Below are 17,817 nucleotides of genomic sequence, written 5' to 3'. Positions count from 1 at the left end.
TGCTGGTGATTTTGCTCCTGTGGCTCTAACCGCTCCTGCTATCAACGGTTAAATATTAAAGTTTAGCTAAATCAAAAAGCGCCCTCCTTTCGGAAGGGCGCTTTTTAATGTCCATGATTGGGGGTAATAAGGGTGATCAGAAAGAAGCGATCGCTCCAGAAAGTCTATGTCTGGTTCCAAACCCGTAACTTTGGGGCAAGCCTATACTGACTTTCCACATCCCGTGAAAAGTCAGGCCAGCCGATACACAATCACTTTTCCTTTCCAATTTTCTTCCACAAATACCAAATACTCACCATTTGAACGACGAAAAGCGCGGATACCGTAGGGTATATCAATCCAGCCACTTTCGCTTCCAACTTCTGGGCCTGGTTTTAACTGTTGTACTTGCACTCCCGTTTTTGCATTGTAGACATATACCTCTGCGGTTTTAACTGTCACGGTGAATACATAATCTTTTGCCACACTCATTGCAGCCGTAGACACTTCGCGTTTGCCGGTGGTGTCGTAGGGAATCACAATCCGCCAGAGGGGAGTACGATTTCCTTGACTCCAATTGTTAAAACGGGCAATCTCAGATCCAGCAACTCCTGTATCGTCGCCGAAGGCAGGGTGATCTACTGTGAAGCCTGACAAATACATGGTATCTGTTTGGGGGAAATATTCGAGCCGCCGCAAGTCGTTAAATATGCTGGGAGTAGTTTGCTTTTCCATCGAACTATAGCTGTAGATGGGGTTGCCTTTAGGATCTATTCCCTGTAAAGGATAGTGTCGGATAGCAGTGCCATCTTGTGTTCGCAAAGCTTTCCAAACATCTCCTTTGCTGTCTACCCACCAGCCGCCGAGATAGGGATAATCTTTGCTGCGATCGTATTCGTTTTTTTCAAATCTACCATTACCGTTGCGATCGCGCCAGATCCATTCGCCTTGTTCTGGTTGCTGCGGTGGCCAATTTCCGGTGAGAAGTTTTTTATCTGCGCCACTAGTACCGACAAACATTCCGGCTGGGATGGCAACTTGGCCATCTGTGGCTGGATTAAAACGATATATTTGCAGAAAGCTGCTATACATATCTGTAAGGAACAAAAACGGTTTCCCTTGGATGCGGCGAACAAAGGTTCCATCTGGCGATGTATGCAGTCGTGGATCTTGAGGATATTTGAAAGCATTTAAGGTGTAGCCTTTGTAAGTCCATTGCTTACCAGCAGGCTTACTATAGTTCATCAAATAGTGTTCTTGTTTGGTGAATAAATCTACACCATCATTTTTAGGATCAGCATCTGCATTATCGACGAATATCAATCCTAGCGATCGCCACATTAGTTTTCCCGATGGCGAAAATTTCCGCAAATCTGTTCCTGATTTGTTAAAGCCATCACTATTTATATAGATATTGCCTGAAGCATCTGTACCGACTCCCGTAAGTCCATAAAGTTTCAAATCTCCAACTTCTCCAGGAACTCCTGCATAGATACCGCCCTTACTGCCGAAACTACCTACTTGCACCGGCTGGCTTTTGATGTCATAAATCAACATTTGCTGACGTGGGCCATTTTCTGCCACTAACAGCTTACCTTGATGATCAATTGCGATCGCAGTTGGTTCGACGATATCTGCAATCTGTTGGGGCAATTGCTTTCCACTTTGGGAATAATGGACAATTTTGGCAGAATTACTACCATTTTTGCTTTGAATAATCCACAGATTTTTTTGTGGATCAATAGTTATTGCTCCGGGATTAGTAACGGTAAAGCTGCGGAGTTCCTTCATCGTATCAGTATCATAGACACGAATCCGGTTAGTAGCAAAATCACTAACATACAACTCGCTTGCCACAGTTGCTAATCCAGTGACTTCACTTTTGGTGCTGGTAATCAACATACTTTTATCCCAGCCACGCCCATTAGCAAACGGCGCAGGTTTTCCTGACAAGTCATAACGTCTAACGCAATGCCAACTTATTCCTTCTGGGGGGTAATCTTCATTTGTTTTGCCCCTCGAACCTTGATTCATGGCAATGTAAACATATTTACTATTTGCTGTTACAGCTTTGCCACCACCACGACTCCAGCCGTGAGTATCTCCAATAGCACCAATAACCTTACCATCCTTATATATTGCTGCCTCCATTCCCGCTTCATCCCAATGGCTATTGGTATAAACTGTGCCATCAGTGGCAACATACATTGCCTCAATATTGTTTTGTACCCGCAGATTTCCACTGCCAAAAGTATTACCTATCCACGATGTTTTATAGTTAAGCGTGGGTGTTGCAGTATTATTTTGTACCCGCAGGTTTTCACTGACAATAGTATTATTTATCGGCGATGTTTTGTAATTAAGCGTGGGTGTTTCAGTATTGTTTTGTACCCGCAGATTTTTACTGCTAATAGTATTACTTATCGACGATGTTTTGTAGGTAAGCGTGCGTGTTCCAGTTGTCGCCCAGTCTGTTGTAATTCCAAAGGTAGTAACAATGACTGCAACTATCAGACTGAGTAAAAAGTTGAAAGTGTTACTTCTTTGTAAATATCTAGTATTAGATATTTTTTTTATCTGCTGATTGACCTTGTGACGGAGTTTTACTAACTGCGTCATTAATTTATTTTTCATATAATTTTTAAGCTTTTAATTATTTATATACAAACATTATTTCTCAAATCCGCACAAAAAAAGATAACTATTTCTAACTGGATAATATACAAGTCATTTAGGGTAAGACATCGGATGATATATCCATAACAAATATTCCAGATTAAAAATTTACTATTTACATAAACTTTATAAAAATCACATGGTTATTTCAAACTTCAGTTAATAAGCTGTCGCGCATTTAATTTGCACAACTAGGACGGGCAAGATGCCCACCCCACAAGAGATTCATTTTTTTGAGGATGCAAATTAAAAGATTTTTAGCTGATCTTAAAAAAGATTGTTGAATGTACTAATAGTTACTTGCTTTTCCATACAAATAGTAAAAATTAATACAAAATACTTTAAAAATTATTGATTTATAGTGGATTATCCCTCCCACTCTCTACCATTTACCTTCCTTGATTGGTAGGTATCATATCTGTCCTAGTCAGTGTTATCTGGTTAATAAAAACACAGGTTTTAATTCATTGTTGACGTTGGTATATAAATAGTTTATAAATTGGTGTTCTATGAAAAAACTCTTATTGGTAATGTGTATTCGGAAATTCTAGTAATTTAGATTGGGATAGAACAGGCTGTAGGGTACAGCATTGCTCTGCCCCTACTGTTTTAATATATTTATAGGAGACACATTGATGGAAAATCAACAAGAAAGTTTTGATTCAGCATCTGCATCTATTCTCACTCTTGGATTAGGCTGGTTTCCCAAAAGTCCTGGAGGACTAGAAAGGTATATTTATGAACTAACTCATAAATTAGCAGCAAATCAAGACCAGGTTGAATTATGCGGAGTCGGTCTACCAGAGACTGAACTAAATTCGCCGATTAAGCTGACTAACTTGGCGAGTCCCGATAGTGCTATTTGGCAAAGATTATGGTCGATTCGCACTAACTTTCAGAAAACAAGAACAAGCAAACCAGATGCTATTAATTTGCACTTTGCATTATACAGCTTTCCTATTTTAGATATTTTACCAAAGGGAGTACCAGTTACTTTTAACTTTCATGGCCCTTGGGCTTCTGAGAGTCAGCAAGAGGTAGTTAATAAAAATCTCAGTCTTTTGATCAAACACTGGGTAATAGAACAAAACACTTATAATCGCTGCGATCGCTTCATTGTTTTGAGCAAAGCATTTGGTAAAATTTTACATCAGAAATATCAAGTACCGTGGAGTAAAATTAATGTTATTCCTGGTGGAGTTGATATTAATTGGTTTCAACCAAATTTTTCACCGCAAGAGGCTTGTAAACAGCTAGGCTGGCCAAATAATCGCCGTATCCTATTTACATCACGCCGCTTAGTACATCGAACAGGAGTTGATAAACTATTGCAAGCTCTGGCTATAATTAAGCCCAGAATACCAGATGTTTGGCTAGCGATCGCAGGTCGTGGTCACATCCAAGCTGCACTACAACAACAGGCTACAGAATTAGGATTAGACGACAACGTTAAATTTTTAGGTTTCCTACCTGATGAGCAATTACCTATAGCTTACCAAGCTGCTGAATTAACTATCATGCCTAGTCAATCTTTTGAAGGGTTTGGATTAGTAATAATCGAGTCTCTAGCCTGTGGTACTCCTGTTTTATGTACCCCAGTTGGAGGAATGCCAGAAATTTTATCAGAATTTTCACCCGATTTAATTACTACTTTGACCGAAGCTTCAGCTATTGCTGAAAAATTAGAGCAAGCACTATTGGGAAATATCCCCATACCTTCACGATCAGCCTGTCGCCAGTACGCCAGCACACACTATGATTGGAATAAAATTGCCCAACAAGTACGGAAGATTTTATTAGCTTAAACAAGTGAATTTAATAAATATTAGGGGCGCTACGTAAATCAAATTAGATAAAATAGAGGTTTAATGAGAATTTTTTTCCTAGACCAAAGCGGTAAACCAGGCGGTGCCGAATTATGTTTAATAGATATTGCTAAACCATATGGCGATCGCGCTTTAGTAGGTTTATTTGCAGATGGATCATTTAAAGATTTACTAAAGCAAAATCATATTCCAGTAGAAGTTCTCGCAACTCAAGCAATCGAAGTTCGCAAAGAAAGCAGTTTAGTACAAGGATTAAAGAGTCTGGGACAACTTACACCTTTGATTACTAAGGTAGTTAAAAAAGCGCGTGAATACGATTTAATCTATGCCAACACCCAAAAAGCATTAGTTGTCGGAGCATTAGCAAGTTTTTTCAGTCGTCGCCCTTTGGTTTATCATTTACATGATATTCTTTCTAAAGAACATTTCAGCCAAACTAATCTTCGCATCGCTGTTAACTTAGCTAATCGTTTTGCATCATTAGTAATTGCTAATTCCCAAGCTAGTCAAACAGCCTTTTTGCAAGCAGGAGGACAACCAGATATTATCGAAGTTGTCTATAACGGCTTTGACCCAAAAACCTATCAAACTAATGAGTCTGACATTAATAAATTACGGCAGCAGTTAAGATTGTCAGGAAAATTTGTCGTCGGCCACTTTAGCCGTCTTGCACCTTGGAAAGGGCAGCATATTTTAATTGATGCCCTTGCTAAATGTCCGCAAGAGGTGACGGCAATTTTAGTGGGTGATGCACTGTTTGGCGAACAAGATTACGTCCAAAAGTTACATCAACAAGTTGCTAAATTAGGACTAGAAAACCGCGTCAAATTTTTAGGATTTCGTTCTGAGATTCCCCAGTTAATGGCAGCTTGTGACTTGGTGGCACATACTTCTACTTCCCCAGAACCCTTTGGTAGAGTCATTGTAGAGGCAATGCTATGCGGAAAACCTGTAGTTGCAGCAAAAGCTGGAGGTGTAATGGAATTAGTAGAACATGGGCTTAATGGTTTTTTAGTCACACCAGGAGAACCCCAGGAACTTGCACAAGTAATTATCACCTGTCATCAGGAGAAGGAAATAACTGCAACTATAGCCAATAATGCCAGGATTACTGCTAGTGAGCGTTTTGATGTGGCAATTATTAATCAGCAAATTGCTCAACTGCTATCTCAGAGATTATAATTACCTGGTTAATAGACATCTCCAGAAATTAAAGACGCGTTATCTAGAACCCTTGTAGAGACGCGAAATTTCGCGTCTCTACATTCTTTTTCGGAGATGTCTAATCTATAATTACCGATTTTGTTTGGATAACTCTAGACTTGAACTTTTGTGATTACCAATATATGGCAAATTCCCCGCTTCGTTGCTATCCCACCTCAGACTCAAGTCTGCGGGTATAGGAAGTAAGCCTGCTTATGCAGGCTAATTATTTGATGCTAAACTCTGCACTGTAGCTCAAGCCACTTCCCGCAGTTGTGGTTGTGACGGCACACTCACCTCTGGAAATAAAAGCGAGAGTTGTTCGGCTTGAGGTACTGCTGCTTGTTCCAAAACTTGAACTTCGATACTCACGCTCACCAAATAACTGCCTGTATCAGCACCAACCGCTTCAGCAATTAATTTGGCAATGTCTGGGCGTTTGGCAGTCAACGGATCACGTAAAATACACCGATCCCATTCATGCTTGGCAGTCGGATTGAGGTTGAGAATGTAATGTTTCATCATCGAACTAACCCTTGAATCCATCTTCCAGAAGGTTTTCACAGAGCCGTTAGGCATTTGGCTAGGCTTTGTGGACGCTATCTATATTATAGTATATTTGTACTAAAGTGGGGCGATGTCTGAGTGAGAAAGTAAAAAAGATAGACCATTAGGATGAGCATATAGGCGTGTATTAGCGATATTTCCGGGCGACACCTGATTGTTTTAGGGGCTATGTTTTAATCAAGACGCGAATAATCAAAGCGCAATGCCTACGTCGGGCAAAGCCAACGCCAAATTTATCTATTCCCTTCTTTTGCAATTGGGTGGGCGATCGCAATCCCCAATCCCAGAAAATCTGCCTATAGGTTATTTATAATACAAAGCTATTGCAACTAAGCTTACAAAGCAACACCTAATTTTTATATAAATCGCTATATGGTAGATATCTATATTATTGACTTATTTGTCATTGGTCTACTTTTGCTGATGGTCACATTAGGGTCAGGTTGGATTGCTCGCTTACCTCTTTCTTTTGCGATTATCTACCTACTAGTTGGTATTTTTCTAGGCCCTTACGGCTTAGGGCTGGTTCAATTACGTCGAGATCAAGTTTTCAACACCGAATTGCTGGAAAAAATAACAGAACTTGTAGTAATTATTTCTGTATTTAGCTGCGGCTTAAGAATTGTTCGTCCTCTAAGGTTGGGCGTTTGGGATATTACGGTGCGATTGATTGTATTTCTGATGCCAATTTCAATTTTTGCTCTGGCTGTTGTGGGTAAATTGTTTTTAGGGATGAATTGGGGAGAAGCGATTTTATTAGGAGCAATTCTCGCACCCACAGATCCAGTATTAGCATCAGAAGTACAACTGACCGATACAAATGACCAAGATGAGTTAAGATTTGGTTTAACTTCTGAAGGTGGGTTAAATGATGCTTTAGCTTTTCCCTTCGTTTATTTTGGCATTCATGCATTAAAAGATGACAACTGGAGCAACTGGTTTCAACAGTGGATTACAGTTGATTTGATTTGGGCGATCGCATCTGGTATTGTAATGGGAATTGTTGTTGCCAAATCTATAGTTTTCATTGAACAAAAAATTCAAAAACGCCGTGCTACCGATGAGTTAATGGAAGATTTTATTGCTATCAGCACAATTTTACTAACTTATTCCTTAACAGAAATGATTAATGGCTATGGATTCCTAGCAGTATTTGTGGCTGGGTTAGTTGTGCAACGCAGTTACAGAAAAAATCCTGAAAAACCGCTAGCACAATTGGAATTTGTTGAGCAAATTGAAAAGCTGCTGGAAGTTGGGACAATTTTACTATTGGGGTCAATATTATTATTCAAACCAATGCTCAATTATGCTATGCAATCTTTGATAGTGATAATTTTGTTATTCTTTATAATCAGACCTGTAGGAGTTTGGATTAGCACAATAGGTAAACGCCCTCTAGAATCACAACGCCGAACCTTGCACCCAGGAACTCGGTTATTATTTGGATGGTTTGGTATTCGCGGTGTTGGTTCTTTATATTATCTTGCCTATGCGTTTGGTCATGGCTTAAAAGGTGAAGCAGGCGAAAAAATTGCTTGGATAACTTACACTACTATTGTAGTTTCGGTGATCGTGCATGGAATTAGTACAACTCCATTAATGAAGTGGTATGAACACAATCTTACTAATCAGAAAAAGACTACTCCTCCCGCCACAATAGATGAATTTGAATAAAAGCGATTTTTATAGGGTGTGTTATCGCTTTAGCGTAATGCACCATCAATAATTTAAGGTGCATTAGCCTTTGGCAGAACACACCCAACTATTTAGTTTTCCAAACCTCTCTCCTTTTAGGAAAGAGGCTTTGAATCTTAGTTTCCGCCAAGGGACGGAAAAGAGTTAGGAATTAGGTTTATATTTCCTAGTTACCTGTCACCTTTTCAAGAACTTCTTTCGCTTTCTCACCGAAACTTTCTGGGGGATTTTGTTCTCTCTCAGCTTTCAAATTCCTTTCGTAAGTCTTCTCTATAGTATTAAGGTTTTTGGAATCTTTTATTGCTTGCTCATAAGCTTCTTCTCGGTTTTCTTCTTGAACGCCAACACCTGGGTCATATTCGTTAGCACGATTAATTTTTTCTTCAGAATTTGGTTTATACTCTGGAGGTACTAGCTTTAATTCTTCAAGAGTAGTTGCATAACTAGCTTGCTGAACGAAAATGAAGGAACCTGACAAGCTGATGAAAATTATTAAGCCAACTACCAAAAAGCTTGAACGTAAGGCTTGCTTTAAAGTTAATAGAATTTTTTGCATGAAAAAACCTCCTGTTTTTTTATGAGCCTTGGTCATGTATAAATATATTCAATATTTAAGGCTCACAGGCATCCTAAGTGTTTAGGTACAGTTCTTCCTTCTATCGCAGGGTATATTAATTTTTACCTATAGTTCAGTTAATCCTATCAAAACCTTTTAAGACTTAGCACTACTTTGTCATAGTTAAGTTATCGTGCTTACTAATATCCTGCCCTGAACTTTAGTTCAGGGCTAATAGCTCAAGTCCACTCAAGTGGACTGAAATTTTCACTCTATTAGACATCTCCGAAAAAGAATGTAGAGACGCGAAATTTCGCATCTCTATAAAAGTTCTAGATAACGCATATTTAATTTCTGGAGATGTCTATTAGACTTATCCACAAATAAACCTCAAAATAGCTGAAACCCTTACATAGCTGGCTTTTTAGCTTATATAAAACAGGAACCTCTAAAACCCTCTCCAGAGCTAGGTTTCAGCCAAATAAAGTTCTCATTTCCGGATAAGTCTATTATATAAAGAGATTTTCAAATGAATGATCAGCCCTTTAGTTTGCGTGCTTAACCCTAGCGTATTAAGCTATAACCAACTGTGATTAATTTTAATTCCTCGGCTTTGCATCACCTCTTCAAATAAATTTGTTGGTAGTGCTTCTTCCACAGCAAAAACACCTGGTTTCTTGAGTTTACCTTCTAGCAATAATTGGGCAATACTACCCGTGCCGCAACCAGAAGCCACGGCTGTATTTTCATGGACTACAGTTGAACAATAAACGGCTGTTTCACCATTTTTTTGACCTGTAACTTCTGAACGAACTGCTACCCCAATTCCACTAAAATTATTAGTAACATCTGTCATCGAATGGCTGACATGAGACAGAAATTCAATCATGTAACGACGCTGCATTAACCACTTGGGAAAAACGTGTGCCGCAATCCAAGTTAGGTGATTGTAAAAATCGGGAACAGAGCCAAACTTAGTAATTACAGTTTTTACTGATGGGAAGGCTTTCGGCAGTGTAAAGGTTTCTGGCATATCAAACCAGTAAACTCCGCTGCGTCCATAGGGAGGTGGAAACTCAACTATTTCTCTTTCACTATAAGGCTTGATTATCTCCCATTTTCCATTTATCCAAGTCTCAAAAGGATACTGCAACCCCAGAAAAGTTGTCCGCATTACTGTAATACCAGCACCACCAGAACCCGAAACTAAATAACTTAAATGGATCTTTTCTGGTTTATCAAATTGTTCAACCCCCTGACGTACCATGCTGTTAGAAATACCAGGAAAAATGCCAGTATTAATAATTGCCGTTACACCAGCAGCAGCAGCTTGTTGATGATAATTGAGAGCTTTACTGGTATAGGAACGATGGTCGCTGACATCTACATAATTAACGCCTTGAGCAATACAGGTTTCGAGAACATTAGTATCTCGATAGTGAAATGGGCCAGCACAGTGAATGACTAACTTAGAGTTTGCGATCGCATCTCGCAGCTTGTCAAGTTCTGCCAAGTCCAATACCAAAAACTGCACTTGTCCTCCCGAAGATAAGCTGACAGCCCTCCCAAACTCCGCAGAACGTCCAGTAATCGTAATTTGTGCCTGCGTATGGGTAGCTAGATCCTGAGCAACACTACTACCAATCCGCCCCCGTCCACCAAGAATTAAAACGCTGTCTGTCATTACTCAAGATTCGCAATACTAACTTTATTTCATCAGTTTTCTGTCCTGTTTGCCATCGGTTATAAGTATGATTTATAGCATTTAATAAAATTTTTGCTCTATCTAACAGTTGTAAACAAGTTCGTAGTAAGCACAAAGCGTCCTTATTTTCTAAGCACTTTAGGGGTTCAGCCGGGATACCCGCAAAATGGGCACTGAAAGGGATGAAGAGTTGATTTTACCGTGCAAAATTTTGATTGTCCCGATATCATTTATAGGCAAGTTGGTAAATCAATAAAACACGCTCTGCAACAAAAATTTACAACGTGTCTTGTTTTGCGCGTATCCCGGCTGAACCCCAACCGCAAAAAAGTTAATCAGCGATGCAGCCAAATTAGAAAACTTTTCTGTCTCAGAATTTATTGAGCCCTGGGCAAGAGCGGAATTAGTTGACATAAATCCACGCGAAAAGAAGAGGGGTAAATTATCTGCCCCTTGAGACTCAACAATTGCGATCGCAGAATCGGATTGACTTACAAAACTATCGCGGGGGCGGTAGCAGGAACTAATATTTTACTTATCAGAATTTGACTATGAGAATCCTACCGTTTTGAGTGAATTGTACAAAAGCTGATTACCTTCGATTTTTAGTTAATCAGAGTCATTTATTATAAACGAATACTCAATGTTTTGTGCCTCAATTGCAGTAATCCTATATTTGACGACACTAGATACATCAGCTACTAAATAACCTTTACTCAAGGCTGGCTTTCCGGGTGTTGCTACCAGTGAAGATGTAGGTTGCCCTTTGTCATCCAATAATTCAAGATAAACAGTACCCCGCCGAACCTTTAGCTCTACCTTAGTATTTAAGGAGCGATTGCTAACGTCTTTGAGTTGGATGGTTTCAGTAGTAGAACCATTGGCTTGCAAAATAATGCCTCCATACAGACCATCGTTCCCATAAACAATAGTCTTAGTTTTGATCCTAGTATTGATTAAAACGATACAAGCACCCAAAATCATCATTAAAGTCAGAACTATTGCAACTTTGTTCACAACTATTAGACTCAATCTACTCTATGAAGAAAATTTTACTCTTCTTCGTTCAGTTTTGTGCCTAAATTGCGGGAATGAGCAAGAAATATAGAGATGGTCGGCATGGGGCATCGGCACGACCTTAAACGGACAGAGAGCGATCGTAAAACTACGGGCGTTGCAGAATCAGTCTATGAGGGGCTGAGGAATGGGCATCTCTCGGAACTTGAGATAGTGAAGTAACAATCGATAATGAATTTTTGTAATATTTTTACTGCCTATATACAATTGTCACCTTATTAAAATATGCTGTTATTCAACGGTTATAACGCTGGTTAAAACTTGAGGGTCAAGACAGCCCTTTTCAAACATCCTCTAAGAATGAGTGTGTAAAATTTTGTAATGTATTTAATTAATTTTCTGCGAATACCAGCAAATAATTTAAGTCTTCGGATAATAACTTTTGTGGAGAAATCTAATTATGAAGACATCTAAACTTTTTAAAGCCTTTAGTTTAGCAAGCACAGTTGCAATTTCAGCATTTAGTATATGTTTGACGAACCAAAAATCTTTAGCTGATGTAAATGTTACCCCCCCAGGTTGGTGTGTACATGCTGGCGCACGAATAGTGTTTGGGAAATTTGACGCTGATGAAGGCATAGATGCTCTTTGCTATGATAAAGCAGGTTCTAAATGGATTAATTATTCCGATGGTGAACATTTCTACGCAAAAACAAACTGGTGTACTCATGAAGGTTCATATATTATGGCTGTAAAGCAGAATTACGACGTTAATTATGACCTTATTTGTATAGATCGCAACAGAGGCTTTTGGGTAATAAATGCAAATCCCAACGGTACATTTAACTTTTAACATTTTAATTATGTTGCAAATAATCAGATACACACTAGATATAGAAGATTGAAATTTAAAACTTTTCTAGTAATCTACTTTATGTAGTGAGTACAAAAGTTTTTGCAACACAATTAGAGAATGAAACACAAAAGTAGACAACCTCAACGAAGGATTTGAAATAGCAATTAACCAAAATCCCACCCATCCTTAGCGACCTACCATAAGCTACAGGACACGCTAAAACAGACAGGACTGTACAAAGAACACGATTAACAAATTCCACATAACCCCAATTCTCACCCCGTAACGCGTCTCTAGCTGTGGGGTTTTATTTTTGGTGGTTGAGTGCGATCATCTGAAGGCGAGCGGGTACGCCCGGAGCGTTTCAGTAAACGGGGTTCAGCCGGGATACGCGCAAAACAAGACACGTTGTAAATTTTTGTTGCAGAGCGTGTTTTATTGATTTACCAACTTGCCTATAAATGATATCGGGACAATCAAAATTTTGCACGGTAAAATCAACTCTTCATCCCTTTCAGTGCCTCAAACTTGCCCATAAACAATCATTTTTGGGAATGTTTCAACTGAAGGAATAAAGTAAAGCTTGGGATTTAAACAACCGTATATCAAGGGTTTGGCTTGACATCCGTTACAGAACTTTACAAGGTGTCCCATTTTGCGGGTATCCCGGCTGAACCCCTAAAGTGCTTACTACAAACCTTCAAAAATAACTTGACATTTTACTACATTTGGGCTTGAATTTGCCTGACTACTGTCAGCGCCGAATAACTCACTCCAGCAGTACCTTCGCCGGGATGGGTGGAGTCACCAACTAACCATAGATGCTGGATTGGTGTACGATTAGCGAATCCAAAGGGGCCAAAGGTCGGAATCCTTTGACCTATGCCACCAACTATACCGCGATCGCGGGCTGTAAAATGGGCAAAGGTGCGGGGTGTTGCCGCTTCTTGATGAATAATAGTTTCTGGTTTGAGGTAGAAATATTGGGCAAGACGAGCAATCGCTTGCAAGGTAAACTTTTGTTTGAGTCCTTCATAATCATCAGTTTGCCACCACGGTGTCGGGTCTACAAATGAAGAAGCGATAATTGTCGCTTTCCCCTCCGGTGCGCGACCGTCTCCAGGATGACTGACGGAAACAAATAGGGAATTATTCTCGCCAATCGGGCCATCAGCATCGTACATAAATTGTAGATGGGGAGGACACCCAAGGGGAATCGCACTGGCATCTACACCTAAATACACCACAAACGCGCCCGATGCTTGAGGCAGTTTTTCCACCCGATTTTGATAACCAGATGGCGCTTGTTCTCCCAATAACTGTACCAAGTTTTGCACAGTGACGTTAGTAACTATGTCGTCGGCTGCTTCTGTCCAGACTTCGCCAGTTTTTTGATTTTTAATGACTACAGCAGTAGCTTTGCCATTCTCTACTTTGATTTCTTCTACAGTGTGGCGCATCAACAATTTGCCGCCATCTCTTTCTAAAGATTGTACCAGGCGATCGCTTAGTACTTGCATACTTCCCTGGAGGTGAAACAATCCTTGAGGTAGTTGGGATACACTCAACGCTGTTGCGGCATAAAGTAATGCTGTTTCTTCTGCATCCACCTGAGAGTATAGCTTCAGTTGCAAATCTAAAAAAGTTCTCAGTCGTTGGTTATTCCCCAGTCCACATAATCGTAAAGCATCTCCTACCGTCAACAAGGTGAAGGGTACGGTAATTAATGTACTGGGACGCACCGCTTGCGTTAGCTGCCACAAATCCCATAAATTACGTGGTGGTAGCACCGGATCACGTCCTTGAAATTCCCAACTGGCATTAAATAAAGTTGCCATCAATTCCCAGAAAGGTTCGCTACCGGGAAACTGTTTTTGTCGTTCCTCTTGCCATTTCTGTTGGTCGCGCCAGATATTAATCGGTGTGCTTTCTCCAGGTAAATACACTGCACAGGCAGGATCACAAGGCGTTGCGGCGGGTAAATCTATTGATAATTCTGAGAAAATGCGGTGGTGAATGCCTCCTGGTTCCAACCCCGCCACCTGAGTTGCTCCCACATCAAAGGTAAATCCCTGGCGTTTAAACGTTGAAGCACAGCCTCCTGGTACGAGAGCCTGATCCAAAATTAAGACGCTGTAACCTCTATGAGCTAATAATGCTCCAGCAGTCAGTCCACCTATTCCCGCACCGATAACGACGACATGAGAGTTACTTTTGTCAAGAGAAATGCTGGACATTGATTAGTTTCTTTAAAATTCTTAATACTTTTAATTATAATTTTACCTTAATCTTTAAGTTAAATGGGGTGCGATTTCTCAGTTGATAGAATACACACCTAACCCCCAACCCCTTCCCTATAAGGGAAGGGGAGTAAGATTCAAAGCCTCTCTCCTCTTAGGAGAGAGGTTTGGAGAGAGGTCAAAGTGAATCACGGGCGGATCATCCTAAACCCAAAAAATTTGAAATCAACGGCAATAGATTGCTGCACTGTTCAACCAACTTTGTGGCACTTGGTAAACTAGAAATTGTCCCTTTTAAAATCTTTATAGCCGTTTTCGCCGCCTTTTGCACCGCACCTTCTTGAGGACTTTTCCCGGCTTCAGCTAAGGCTTTCACTTGCTCTAATGCCTCGGCTTTATCTTCTGGCGCTAAATTTGTATCAGCCTCAATCGCTGCTTGCAATTGCGTCAACAATTCCTTAATTCCCGGTTTATCTGGTTCGGGTGACGCTGGTAACTCGTTGATGGTATTTGTTACCGTACCGCTAATATCACCTAAATTTAAAGCTTGTCCACTGGCATTAAAATCTCTGCCAACGCTGCCAATTTCAATTTTGCGACTGGCATCATTACTGTTAGTCATATTTTTATTCTCAACTTTATTGTCAACTTGAACATTTATAGGTTTATTTGCTAATAATTTTACAATCTCTGCCATCTCTCCACTTTGTTGGCGATAAACGACTATCTGCTCATCTTTTGCTTGTAATTGTGCTTTATATTTTTCTTCTACAGCTTGCAATGCCAGTTGATAACTTTGTGTAAAATCACTATGAATCTTTTCTTTATCAGCACCATCAGGTACACCAACTTTAACGACTACTACGCCATCACCTTTATTTTCAATACTCTGTAGAGCTAATTCTGTGTCTTCATTTTGATTTTGTACTGTTTGGAAGGCGTTAACAAAAGCTTTCCAATCAATGCCATTACGGAAAATTAAATCAACAGTATTTAAAACCTCTTCAAACAGCTTGGTAAATTCTCTTGGTTGAAATTCGCCACTACTGGGACGGCGTTCGCGGTCATCGGTTCCAGGCTTGGGGTTTTCGAGAAGATAGATAAAACGACAATCTATATTATCTAATTTGGTTGTACTTTCAATATTCCACGCTTCGACACAAGCACCTGTCATTTGGGCGCTGGTGAAGTTAGTACCTACAGCTTGAGCTAAAGTTAGGTTTGCCCGCTCTAAACAAGCGCCTTGGAAGGTGGCTTCTGTAATATCAGCATTTTCTAGATTCGCTTCTTTTAAATCTGCACCTATCAGGTTAGCGCCTTTCAGGTTTGCACGAGCATAAGATTTTCCTCGACCATTACCAGTGACGAGTAATTTTAGAATAGCTAATTTAGTTAATATGGTGTCGTCAACTCTGGCAAAGTCAAGTTTTTTTGCTTCATAAAAACGAGTGCGTATTAGGTTTGCTTTTTTAAAATCTGTGTTTTTTAGGGTTGCACCAGTAAAATCAGCATCGGTTAAATCGGCATTGCGGAAGCTAGTTCCACCTGTCGCAGCAAAGGCGAGAGCAAATGAGCGAATCCAAGGATCTTTTTCATCTCCCGTTAAACTACGCCAGCCAATGTAAGCGGTAAATAATGTAAAGGCTCCGGCGAAGGCTCCGGCTACGGCTCCGGCTCCGGCTACGGCGAAGGCTCCGGCTACGGCGAAGGCTCCGGCTACGGCGAAGGCTCCGGCGAAGGCTCCGGCTCCGACGAAGGCTCCGGCTCCGGCGAAGGCTCCGGCTACGGCGAAGGCGAAGGCTCCTAAACCTGCTGTTAAACCCTTACGAATAGTAATAATACAAAAAACCAGTATCAAAATTAGGGAAACTATCCCAATGATGACGTTTTGAGTGCTTTTGATATCAAAAATATATGCGACCAATGCACCAACTAAGATTGAGAAAAACCCTGATATTCCCGATATCAGCCACGAGGCTATAAGCAACCCAATAGTCCAACGTCGCTGTAGTCCAGCCTTACCACCTGTGAAGTCAGCATCTTTAAGAATCGCGTTGGTAAAGTTTGCTCCTCTAATATCTGCCTTGCTAAAGTTTGCCCCAGTCAGGTTTTGACCTTTAAAAGAGCGACCTCGAAGATTTTGACCGGAGTAGTCTGGCGGCATAATGGCGTACTAATTCGTAATTTGTAATTAAGAAAGTCAGATTAAATCTGGGTTTGGGGGTTTGAATTTGGTGACGGATTTGAGAGAATTAGTATTACTGAGATTTTATACAAGTTTGCTGTGCAATATTTCGGATTTTGGCAAAATAAGGAAAATACAAAAGTTTTGGATTTAATACGCCGTAGAAGCGCATGACTGCGTGCCCTTACCTTTGAATGCTTAAGGTGTCATCAGCAATATTGAAGTTGATGTCACCATACTTAAGCTGTAGTTATTAATATTGCAACTGTAGCGGTCTACCTCGTGACGGGAGCGGTCTACCTCGCGACGGGAGCGGTCTACCTCGCGACGGGAGCGGTCTACCTCGTGACGGGAGTGGTCTACCTCGCGACGGGAGCGGTCTACCTCGCGACGGGAGCGGTCTAACTCGTGACGGGAGTGGTCTACCTCGCGACGGGAGCGGTCTAACTCGTGACGGGAGCGGTCTAACTCGTGACGTTAGTCAATAACACCCAGTTTATGTATACTATTAGGTTTGAACTCTAGAACTGTGACTGAAATAACTGCTCAAGATTAAGACGATGTTCGTCAGGCTCAAATGAAGTACATCATAACCCCCTCCTCGCTTGCTCTTAGGAGGGTGGTTTCATACAAGCAGAGAAAAACTAAAACTGGGTTTCAAAGCCTCTCCCCATGTGGGCGCTACGGTGTATACACAAGTCTGAAATAGTTTACTCGCCTGGTTTTTCACGTCAGTTTTACCCCACCCTAACCCTCCCCTTTACAAGGGGAGCCACTGCCTTGGGCGGCTTTGCCGACTTGAAGCATGTGGCGTGAGGGAACTAGATTCCTGTTTTCCCCCAATATATCGGGGAGATTAAGGGGGGTAATTTGACTTATGCAGGACTTACGCACTCAAAACCTGAAACCTAGATCCCCCCTAACCCCCCTTAAAAAGGGGGGAACTTTAAAAGCCCCCTTTTTAAGGGGGTTGGGGGATCTCTTGTGCGTAAGTCCTATTATGTATACACCGTAGGTGGGGGAGACGTTTGGAAAGGGGTAAAAAGCCATGCCGCAAAACGAGAAATCAAGACTTATGGATTTTTCTTTTTTCGTATGAAACCACCCTGCTCTCCTCGCTTGCTCTTAGGGGGTTGGGTGTGGGGTTCAGTACCTACTCAAGCGAGAACCGGTATAAGACAATAGACATCTCCAGATGGTATTATTCTGTGTATCTTTATAAAAAAATGGTATCAAGGCCTTTTTAGCTTGATCTAAGTGACGTAAAATTTAGAGTAGAAATACTTTGTATTAAGAGGTTTGGTGATATGTC

The 17,817-nt window shown here is 40.7% G+C and carries 11 protein-coding genes; 4 read left to right on the top strand and 7 right to left on the bottom strand.

Features of this window, described 5'->3' with window-relative positions; translation table 11 throughout:
- Positions 1-231: 231 nt before the first annotated feature.
- Positions 232-2,613, bottom strand: coding sequence for a hypothetical protein (locus tag PUQ00_RS20385; RefSeq protein ID WP_300420039.1), 2,382 nt, complete (start codon positions 2,611-2,613; stop codon positions 232-234).
- A gap of 677 nt (positions 2,614-3,290) precedes the next feature.
- Between PUQ00_RS20385 and PUQ00_RS20380 the strand changes: the two genes are divergently transcribed.
- Both PUQ00_RS20380 and PUQ00_RS20375 read left to right on the top strand, forming a co-directional pair.
- Entirely contained in the window at positions 3,291-4,460 is a 1,170-nt protein-coding gene (locus PUQ00_RS20380) for a glycosyltransferase family 4 protein (protein ID WP_300420037.1), read from the top strand.
- Between the two features lie 63 nt (positions 4,461-4,523).
- Positions 4,524-5,663, top strand: a complete 1,140-nt coding sequence (locus tag PUQ00_RS20375) for a glycosyltransferase family 4 protein (protein ID WP_300420034.1) — start codon at positions 4,524-4,526, stop codon at positions 5,661-5,663.
- A 276-nt stretch (positions 5,664-5,939) separates the two neighbouring features.
- Here PUQ00_RS20375 and PUQ00_RS20370 read toward each other — a convergent pair whose 3' ends face one another.
- On the bottom strand, positions 5,940-6,209 hold the full coding sequence (locus tag PUQ00_RS20370; RefSeq protein WP_300420047.1) for a hypothetical protein: 270 nt from the start codon (positions 6,207-6,209) through the stop codon (positions 5,940-5,942).
- A gap of 414 nt (positions 6,210-6,623) precedes the next feature.
- Here PUQ00_RS20370 and PUQ00_RS20365 point away from each other — a divergent pair, with 414 nt between their 5' ends.
- The gene (locus PUQ00_RS20365; RefSeq protein ID WP_300420033.1) at positions 6,624-7,925 is read left to right on the top strand and encodes a sodium:proton antiporter; all 1,302 of its coding nucleotides are present in this window, start codon (positions 6,624-6,626) and stop codon (positions 7,923-7,925) included.
- Positions 7,926-8,112: 187 nt separating this feature from the next.
- Here the strand turns inward: PUQ00_RS20365 and PUQ00_RS20360 are convergent, their stop codons facing one another.
- From PUQ00_RS20360 to PUQ00_RS20350, 3 genes are all read right to left on the bottom strand, one after another.
- Entirely contained in the window at positions 8,113-8,502 is a 390-nt protein-coding gene (locus PUQ00_RS20360; protein WP_300420031.1) for a hypothetical protein, read from the bottom strand.
- A 577-nt stretch (positions 8,503-9,079) separates the two neighbouring features.
- Positions 9,080-10,186, bottom strand: coding sequence for a saccharopine dehydrogenase NADP-binding domain-containing protein (locus PUQ00_RS20355; RefSeq protein WP_300420029.1), 1,107 nt, complete (start codon positions 10,184-10,186; stop codon positions 9,080-9,082).
- A gap of 630 nt (positions 10,187-10,816) precedes the next feature.
- Positions 10,817-11,224 carry a hypothetical protein gene (locus PUQ00_RS20350; protein WP_300420026.1) on the bottom strand — a complete coding sequence of 136 codons (408 nt, stop codon included), beginning with the start codon at positions 11,222-11,224 and terminating at the stop codon, positions 10,817-10,819.
- A 460-nt stretch (positions 11,225-11,684) separates the two neighbouring features.
- On the opposite strand from PUQ00_RS20350, the gene PUQ00_RS20345 reads away from it, so the two are divergent.
- The gene (locus PUQ00_RS20345; RefSeq protein ID WP_300420025.1) at positions 11,685-12,077 is read left to right on the top strand and encodes a hypothetical protein; all 393 of its coding nucleotides are present in this window, start codon (positions 11,685-11,687) and stop codon (positions 12,075-12,077) included.
- 725 nt (positions 12,078-12,802) lie between these two features.
- Here the strand turns inward: PUQ00_RS20345 and crtD are convergent.
- Positions 12,803-14,317 carry a C-3',4' desaturase CrtD gene (crtD, locus tag PUQ00_RS20340; protein WP_300420023.1) on the bottom strand — a complete coding sequence of 505 codons (1,515 nt, stop codon included), beginning with the start codon at positions 14,315-14,317 and terminating at the stop codon, positions 12,803-12,805.
- Between the two features lie 202 nt (positions 14,318-14,519).
- Positions 14,520-16,484 (bottom strand): pentapeptide repeat-containing protein, encoded by a 1,965-nt coding sequence (locus PUQ00_RS20335; protein WP_300420021.1) that lies wholly within the window; start codon positions 16,482-16,484, stop codon positions 14,520-14,522.
- Between the last annotated feature and the right edge of the window lie 1,333 nt (positions 16,485-17,817).

The organism is Nostoc sp. S13 (genome assembly GCF_029379315.1).
In the GTDB taxonomy this organism is placed as follows: Bacteria; Cyanobacteriota; Cyanobacteriia; order Cyanobacteriales; family Nostocaceae; genus Nostoc.
This window is presented reverse-complemented; position numbering and strand designations above follow the sequence as displayed.

What these genes read in the sequence shown, in the direction of transcription:
- PUQ00_RS20370 (WP_300420047.1), bottom strand. Translation starts at nt 6,209, where the DNA reads ATGATGAAACATTACATTCTCAACCTCAATCCGACTGCCAAGCATGAA.
- PUQ00_RS20345 (WP_300420025.1), top strand. Translation starts at nt 11,685, where the DNA reads ATGAAGACATCTAAACTTTTTAAAGCCTTTAGTTTAGCAAGCACAGTT.
- PUQ00_RS20360 (WP_300420031.1), bottom strand. Translation starts at nt 8,502, where the DNA reads ATGCAAAAAATTCTATTAACTTTAAAGCAAGCCTTACGTTCAAGCTTT.
- crtD (WP_300420023.1), bottom strand. Translation starts at nt 14,317, where the DNA reads ATGTCCAGCATTTCTCTTGACAAAAGTAACTCTCATGTCGTCGTTATC.
- PUQ00_RS20355 (WP_300420029.1), bottom strand. Translation starts at nt 10,186, where the DNA reads ATGACAGACAGCGTTTTAATTCTTGGTGGACGGGGGCGGATTGGTAGT.
- PUQ00_RS20365 (WP_300420033.1), top strand. Translation starts at nt 6,624, where the DNA reads ATGGTAGATATCTATATTATTGACTTATTTGTCATTGGTCTACTTTTG.
- PUQ00_RS20385 (WP_300420039.1), bottom strand. Translation starts at nt 2,613, where the DNA reads ATGAAAAATAAATTAATGACGCAGTTAGTAAAACTCCGTCACAAGGTC.
- PUQ00_RS20380 (WP_300420037.1), top strand. Translation starts at nt 3,291, where the DNA reads ATGGAAAATCAACAAGAAAGTTTTGATTCAGCATCTGCATCTATTCTC.
- PUQ00_RS20375 (WP_300420034.1), top strand. Translation starts at nt 4,524, where the DNA reads ATGAGAATTTTTTTCCTAGACCAAAGCGGTAAACCAGGCGGTGCCGAA.
- PUQ00_RS20335 (WP_300420021.1), bottom strand. Translation starts at nt 16,484, where the DNA reads ATGCCGCCAGACTACTCCGGTCAAAATCTTCGAGGTCGCTCTTTTAAA.